Origin of the sequence: Microbacterium sp. (assembly GCF_003248605.1) — a bacterium.
Taxonomy (GTDB): Bacteria; Actinomycetota; Actinomycetes; order Actinomycetales; family Microbacteriaceae; genus Microbacterium.
Map to the genome: position 1 here is coordinate 1 of NZ_QFPF01000121.1, position 7,217 is coordinate 7,217.

A 7,217-nucleotide genomic window follows, 5' to 3' on the forward strand; every position below is an offset into this window, starting at 1 on the left:
GCGCATAGACGACGAGCGAGTGGAACGCGAAGCGCGCGACGAAGGCCACCGCGAGGGTGATCGCCGCCGCGAGCACGCTCGAGATGTGCCATGTCTCGACGAGCAGCGCGAGCACCGGGATGCGGATGAGCGCCTCGGCGTTGTTGAAGGTGAACGACTTCGCGAACCTCAGCCACCCGCCCGACGCGCTGCCGGTCATGTCGCGGAAGACGAAGCGCTCCTGCAGCACAAAGTTGCCGATGATCGTTGCCTCGGCCGCGGCGATCGCCGCCCACACGTAGCTCACCCCGATGTGGGTGAGACCTGCCATGATCGCGAGGTTGGCGACGGCGCCGAACGCGCCGATGAGCGCAAAACCCGACATCTTTCCGAAGCGCAGCGTCGCGAGCTGGGTGACGAAGTGCAGCCCCTGTCGCACCGAGGCCTTGGATGAGCCCTCGTGCCGCTCGGCGAAGTCGAACGGCACCTCGCGCAGTCGCAGCGGATTGCGCGCGAGGATCTCGAGCAGGATCTTGAAGCCGCGCGGCCGCAGCGCGGCAAGGTCCACGCGGGTGCGATCGATCAGGAAGAACCCGGTCATCGGGTCGGTGCACTCGCGCAGGCGCAGGGGGAACATCGCACGCGTGAGCGCCGTCGTCACACGCGAGACGGCCGAGCGCACGACGTCGGCGAGGCCGTCGGCCTGCCCGCCCTGTGCGTATCGCGATGCGACCACGACGTCGACGTCGCCGCGACGGTGGGCGCGCAGCAGGTCGGCGATCGTCTCGGGGGGATGCTGGAGGTCGCCGTCCATGACCACGCAGAGGTCGGCGTGCGCGGCCGTCAGCCCCTCGACGACGGCGCCCGAGAGGCCGCCGACGCCGTCCGTGCGATGGATGAGACGGATCGGCAGGGGCGCGTCCTCTGCGAGCGTGCGGATGAGGCCGTCGGTGCCGTCGTCGGAGTCGTCGACGAAGAGGATCTCGGCGTCGATGCCGTCGACGGCGCGCGCGATCCGGGTGATGAGCGACGGGATGCTGGGGGCCTCGTTGCGCGTCGGCACGACGACAGTGAGGTCCGTCATGCGCTCTCCCGTTCGCGTCGCAGTTGCCTGCCACCACCGTATCCCGTCCTGCTGAGGGCGGGACGGGCAGCGGCTCGGAGCCGACGAACGCCCTAGCGGGGCCGCCGGCTCCGAGCCGCTGACGAGGTGCGGGACTAGGCCCGGCGACGACGCACGGTCGTCGCGACGACCGTGGCGGAGCCGAGGGCGAGTGCGCCGATGCCGACCCAGATCATGACGGGCGAGATGCCGCCGCCGGTGTTGGCGAGCGAACCGTCGCTGACCGAGACCGCGCTCGGCACGTCGACGCCGAAGGGCACGACCGTGATGACGGCGGTGTAGTCGCGGGAGCCGCTGAACGAGACGTTGTAGACGCCGTCGCCGTCGGCCGGGGCGGTGAAGACGGCGACCATGCTGCCGTCGGCCGCGGCGGTCTTCGACGTCGTGAGGCTGGAGCGGGCCGCCGGTGCGATGGCCGCAAGGCCCGCATCCGCGCCGCTCTCGCCGTCGACGACGACGCCGACGAGCTCGTTCGGATCGAAGTAGTCCTCGGAGAACGTGATGGTCGACGTCTCGAGCGGCCGGATGACCGTCGGGAAGACGGTGACGCTGACGTCTTCGGTGTAATCGCCGAGGTCGGTTTCGGCGTGAGCTGCACTCGCTCCGCCCATGATGATCATGGTTGCGGCGAGTCCGACCAGAAGAGACTTCTTGAGCATGCGATTTCCCCCAGAAAAATCACGGTCTGATTCGTCGTCCCCACGACGACGATGTTCCCCCAAGGAACGGGTCTCACTGTAGCCCCTGCGCGGGCAAAGCGCGAGGGGTTATTCGCGCGTGCAGATTTCGGTGCTCTCGGCGACCTCGATCGGGCGCAGCAGGGGCGTCGTCACGAGCGCGGATTCGGCGTCGCCGGCCTCGCCGATGAACTCCACGACGATGCGGGTCTGTGCGCCGGGCGCGAGGGTCACCTCGTGCTGGATCACCGGCCGATCGTCGTCGAGCGCGGTCTGGGCTCCGGCGCTCTCGCCGTCGACCGACGAGGCGCGTGCGAGCCACCCCTCCGGGCCGTAGACGGCGATGCGGGTACGTGTGCTGCCCGGGTCGACCCCCGCGTGCCCGCCGCCTGTGACGTAGACCGGCAGCGTGGTGGCCGCGTCTGCCGGCGCGCCGTTGGTCCAGGTGACGGTGACCGACATGGTCGATGCGTCGCCGCATCGCGTGAGCTCGGTGGTGACCTCGGCGTCGGAGTAGTAGTTCATCTTCGCGCCGGTGGTGTCGTTGAAGAACACGCCGCTGTGGATGGTCGTCGCGTCGTCGGCGGGTAGGGAGCCGGCGAGGGTGGTCTCGGCGAGGGCCTCCTGCTCAGCGGGATCGCGGCTCCACAGCCGCACGCGGCCCTCGGCGGCGGCCTGACCGAGGGCTCCCATCAGCTGCGAGGCCGACGCGCGTCCGTCGGTGACAGCGGCGAACATGCCGCTCGCGGCGGCCTCGAAGACGGCATCCTGAGCGCTCGGCGACGTCACGTCGCGATACACCTGCGACAGCAGGATGTCGGGGGCGTTCTCGGCGGTCAGCTTGTAGGGTCCGAGGTCGAGGGTGCCCGTCGCGGCGAGGATGTCGGCGATCGTCACGGTGTCGACGGCGATGACGCCGTCGACGGGGGTGCCGCCGATGTTGCGGTCCCAGTGCGCGGCGGCGAGGGCGGCCGCGTCGGGGAAGTCGGGGATCATGACCGAGTTCTGGATGTACTGCCCAGGAAGCTGGTCGAACAGGGCGACGATCTCGGGTGCGAGCGGCTGGATCGGCTCTTCGCTGCGGCGGAACTCCGCGGTGGACGCCTGCCGTTCGAGGGTGATGCGTCCCTGGTCGGCGCGGATGAGCGCCATCGCGCCCGGCACGCCTCCGGAGGAGCGCACCTCGGCGTTGTTCTGCATCAGCAGCAGGTAGGTGCGGGGTCCATCGGCGCCCAGCATCCCGGGCAGGATCTCGCTCGCCCGCGCCAGGCCGTCGACGGCGGCCGCGGCGGGGGAGAGCGTGTCGCGGAATTCGTGCACCGCGTCCGAGATGAGGGGGAGGATGCCGGCGGTGTCGATCGCGGCGGCGTGTGCCTGCGCGCGGGCGAACACCGCGTCGGCCTCGGCCAGGGCGGGGGCGACCTCCCGCAGCGGCCCCACATCGATGCTGTCTCCCTGCACGCCGAGGGTCTCGACGTCGATCGTGCCCGCCGCGTCCAGCAGGGGCGCCATGCCGTGCTGAGCGAGGTCGTCCACGATCGTGGTGACCTCGCGCACGGCGGCCAGGTTGCGCCCGAACCAGGGCACCAGCTCGCTCGCTCGCCAGACCGGGTCGGACGTGAGGCGCACGGCCTCCGCCGCGTCGGCGGCGAGCGCCTCGGCGTGCGCGTCGATGCTCGCGACGTCACCGCCGAGCGCGTCGTCCTGCAGCGCGCGGGCGTGCTCGGTCGCCGCCTCGAGGGCGTCGCGGGCGGCGAGCGCCCGCACGCCCACCCACGCCGCGGCGGCGACGATGACGATCAGGACCGCGGCCAGGGCGCCCAGCATCCACCATCGTCGTGCGCGGCGCGCAGGCGCGGCGGGATCGTGCGTCATCGCGGATCCTCCTCGAGGCTTCTCGACCGGATCATATCCAGCGGGCAGCGCGAGCAGGCGCTCAGGAGCGGCGGCGCGCGGCGGCGCGGGTGGCGATCACCGCGACTCCGGCGACGAGCATTCCCGCGCCGGCGACGGCGACCCACGGCGCGGAGTCGCTGCCGGTGGAGGCCAGGGCGGCGGGGTCGGCGCCGGGATCGTGGTCGCACGAGGCCGAGGCGTCGACGCCGTCGGTCACGGCGATGACCGCCGTGTACGTCCGCGAGGCTGCCGTGAAGGTGATGCCGTAGTCCTCACGTCCGTCGGCGGGAGGGACGAACGTCGTCACGAGGGAGCCGTCGGCGGCCGCGGTCGCCGACGCCGGAATCGACGCGTCGGCGGCGTGGAAGCCCTCGACCGCGATGGCGACGCTCTCGCTCGGGGCCCAGTAGCGGGCGCCGAAGGTGACCGTCGAGGTCAGGCACGGTTCGATGGCGACCGGGTTGACCACCACACCCGTCGGCTCGACGTATCCGACCGCGTCATCGGCGGTCTCGGCCGAGGCGGCCATGGGCGCCCCGAGCGCCACGATTCCCGCGATGACGCATGCTGCTGCCGTCTTCTTCCACATGATGCTTCCCCCAAGAGGCTCACGTGAGGCACGCACGGCGAGGCCGGTGGCCGTTGGGCCGTGCGATGATCTGGACCCCCCGGCCCGCGATCGTGTTCCCCAGATTGTCGTCGACTACCCCAGCCGACGTCCTCACTATATGCCACACGCTGCGACGACACCGGATGCTGCGGGCCGAGGTTTCGCTGAGGATTCCCTCAGGATCACCCCGCCCGTCACCCGTGCCGAGCGGGTGCGCGGGGTTAGGCTCGAGGGATGACCGCAACCCTGCGCGTCGTGCTCGACCAGGCGGTCGCCGCGACCGACGAAGACCTCCGATCCGCCAGCGTCGAGCTGACCCGTGCCCTCGTCGCCGCGACGCCCAAGGGCGCGGAGGTGGCGGCGATCGTGCCCGCCGACGCGGGCGATGTGGGCTCCAGCATCCCGGGGCTTGCCCGTGTGGATCGCGTGCCGCTCAAGCGCGCACAGCTGGCGGCAGCCTGCTCGATGGGCGTCGTGCCCGGCATCGGCGGAGGCATGATCCACTCGCCGACGCTGCTCGCGCCCCTCGTGCGCCACGATCGGGTGCACGATCATGATCAGACCGTCGTGACTCTGTGGTCGCTCGAGCCCTGGACGCACCCTGAACGGCTGTCGCGGGGGAGTGTCGCCTGGCACCGGGCGATGCTCAAGCGCGCCGTCAAGCACGCCGACGCGGTCGTCGTGCCCACCCACGCCATGGCGCGCGAACTCGCCGAGCGCACGAAGCTCGGCGGCCGCGTGCGCGTGATCTCGGGCGCCGTGCCCCGGATGCCCGCGCCGGATGCGCGCGCGGGCGGCGACCCCGAGGTCGTGATCGACGCGGCACGCGCGAGCGCCGACGAGCTCGAGACGGCGCTGCATGCCGTCGCCGGCATCACCGAGGCCACCGTGACACTCCTCGCCGGCGGGGCGGACGACGAGACCGAACAGATGCTCGAGGTGGCATCCGCGGCGGGCGTACCCGAGCACCGGGTGCGCGTGGCGGCTCCCGGGCGCGACGAGCGCGCCGCGACGCTCGCCGGGGCCACGGCGTTCGTCGATCTGTCGGCGGGACTGTCGTTCCCGTGGCGGATGCTGGAGGCCCTTGCCGCAGGAGTGCCCGTCGTCGCGGCATCCTCGGCGCAGAACGCCGAGGTGCTCGCCGACGCCGGTCAGCTGGTCGCGGTCGACGGCATCGAGCCGGTCGCCTCGACCCTCAACCGGATCCTCGCCGACGCCGAGCTCGCGACGCGCCTGCGGGTGCTCTCACTGGACCGCGCGAAGGCGTTCTCGTGGGACGACACGGCGCAGCGCGTATGGCAGCTGCATGCCGAGCTGTAGGTCGACGAGTCGCCGGACCTAGGGTGTAGTCCATGTCTCATCGTGTGACGGTCATCGTGCGGACGAAGGACCGACCGTACTTTCTCGCTCGCGCGCTCGCGGACATCGCTGCACAGACGGTGAGCGACGCAGAGGTAATCGTCGTCAATGATGGGGGCGATGCGGCCGAGGTGATGCGTATCGTCGACAAATCGTCGATCGCAGATCGCACGCGTGCCATCGAGATGCCCGGTGCGGGCGGTCGATGTGCCGCCGCCAACGCGGGTATTCGCGCCTCGACGACGGACTACGTTGTCCTGCACGACGACGACGATCGCTGGCATCCCGAGTTCCTCGCCAAAACGAGCGCGCTGCTTGATGCATCGTCGGCTGACGCCGGCGTAATGGTCGCGACCGAGATCGTGTACGAGACACAGCGAGGCCGCGAATGGGTCGAAGAGGGTCGCGCCCCGTTCTGGCAAGGTATGACCGACGTGACATTCCTTGCACTGCTCGAGGTCAATCGGGCTGTTCCGATCTCTTTTCTCTATCGCCGCTCACTCCACGAAGAGCTTGGGTTCTATGACGAAACGCTCGACGCCGTCGAGGACTGGGAGTTCTATCTGCGGGTGACGGCCGCGCACCCTGTGGCGTTTCTCGGAGGCACCCCGCTCGCCTATTGGACGCAGCGGCCCGACGCCAGAGGCGCAGCAGGCAACAGCATGTATGAGTTGTCCACGCAGCACGAGCGAGACGATATGAAAGTCCGAGACCGAGAACTTCGTCGCTGGGTGGAGGCGAACGGACCAGGTCTACCTCTCTATATGGCGCAGCTTCACCGCGACGCCGAGCGTCAGCTCGCCGACCGACTTGATCAGGTCGCTGGGGACGTCATCAGGGGTGTTTATGACGCTCATCCGTTCTGGCGAAGGGTCAGGCGCCTTCTGAGGACACGAAGGCGCTGAGCGTTCGGTAGCAACATGCAGTGATTTTGGTTTACTTCAGTCACAATGGTCCCATGCGTCGACCTGCTTCCCCCCGCCCGCGCCGCGCACTGCGCGGGGCGAGGATCACACTCGCGACCGTCGTCGCCTTCGTGCTCGCGGTGGGCGGCTTCGTCCCTGCCGCTGCGGCGGCCGCACTGCCGGCCCAGGCGATGGAGAGCGACGCGGCATCGAGCGTGGACAGTTTGATCAGGCCGATGACGCTCGAAGGCTTCAACCCTGAGAACCTCATCGACGATGCGCTGTTCTTCGATGGTTCGGCGATGACAGCAGCCGAAATTCAGCGCTTTCTTGATGAGAAGGACAGGTGCACGAATAGCCGCTGCATCAACACCGGCACGACGAGTATCTCCTCTCGCGGGGCCGTGATCTCTCACCGAACGGGAAACGTCGTCTGCAATGCCATCGAGGGCGGCACCATGCGGATCTCCGAGCTGATCCACCGGGTACAAGTTGCCTGCGGCATCTCGGCCAAGGTCATCATCGTCACGCTGGAGAAGGAGCAGAGTCTCGTGACTGGTCGGTTGCCGACAGAGCGCAACCTGAACTTCGCGATGGGAGCGAATTGCCCCGATACAGCGCCCTGCGATCCCGCCTACTCGGGAATCGGGCCGCAGATCCTTGCGGGG

6 protein-coding genes and 1 pseudogene are annotated in these 7,217 nt (G+C 69.7%); 3 read left to right on the forward strand and 4 right to left on the reverse strand.

Annotation, left to right across the window (positions count from 1 at the left end):
* The 4 genes from DI573_RS12990 to DI573_RS13005 all read right to left on the reverse strand — a co-directional run.
* Positions 1 to 1,063 (reverse strand): glycosyltransferase family 2 protein (locus DI573_RS12990; protein WP_292815044.1); only part of this gene is annotated, 1,063 nt, incomplete at its 3' end.
* 134 nt (positions 1,064 to 1,197) lie between these two features.
* Positions 1,198 to 1,761 (reverse strand): hypothetical protein, encoded by a 564-nt coding sequence (locus DI573_RS12995; RefSeq protein WP_292815047.1) that lies wholly within the window; start codon positions 1,759 to 1,761, stop codon positions 1,198 to 1,200.
* A gap of 108 nt (positions 1,762 to 1,869) precedes the next feature.
* Positions 1,870 to 3,654, reverse strand: coding sequence for a DUF4012 domain-containing protein (locus tag DI573_RS13000; RefSeq protein ID WP_292815049.1), 1,785 nt, complete (start codon positions 3,652 to 3,654; stop codon positions 1,870 to 1,872).
* A 61-nt stretch (positions 3,655 to 3,715) separates the two neighbouring features.
* Positions 3,716 to 4,264, reverse strand: a complete 549-nt coding sequence (locus DI573_RS13005; protein ID WP_292815052.1) for an LPXTG cell wall anchor domain-containing protein — start codon at positions 4,262 to 4,264, stop codon at positions 3,716 to 3,718.
* Between the two features lie 255 nt (positions 4,265 to 4,519).
* On the opposite strand from DI573_RS13005, the gene DI573_RS13010 reads away from it, so the two are divergent.
* From DI573_RS13010 to DI573_RS13020, 3 genes and pseudogenes are all read left to right on the forward strand, one after another.
* A complete protein-coding gene (locus DI573_RS13010) occupies positions 4,520 to 5,605 on the forward strand; it encodes a glycosyltransferase (RefSeq protein WP_292815055.1) in 1,086 nt (361 codons plus the stop codon).
* A gap of 44 nt (positions 5,606 to 5,649) precedes the next feature.
* Entirely contained in the window at positions 5,650 to 6,549 is a 900-nt protein-coding gene (locus DI573_RS13015) for a glycosyltransferase family A protein (RefSeq protein WP_292815058.1), read from the forward strand.
* A gap of 53 nt (positions 6,550 to 6,602) precedes the next feature.
* A pseudogene (locus DI573_RS13020) lies at positions 6,603 to 7,217 on the forward strand (hypothetical protein); the annotation flags it as partial.

Excerpts from the sequence above, each read along its gene's own strand:
- DI573_RS12995 (WP_292815047.1), bottom strand. The coding sequence starts at position 1,761 with ATGCTCAAGAAGTCTCTTCTGGTCGGACTCGCCGCAACCATGATCATC.
- DI573_RS13000 (WP_292815049.1), bottom strand. The coding sequence starts at position 3,654 with ATGACGCACGATCCCGCCGCGCCTGCGCGCCGCGCACGACGATGGTGG.
- DI573_RS13005 (WP_292815052.1), bottom strand. The coding sequence starts at position 4,264 with ATGTGGAAGAAGACGGCAGCAGCATGCGTCATCGCGGGAATCGTGGCG.
- DI573_RS13010 (WP_292815055.1), top strand. The coding sequence starts at position 4,520 with ATGACCGCAACCCTGCGCGTCGTGCTCGACCAGGCGGTCGCCGCGACC.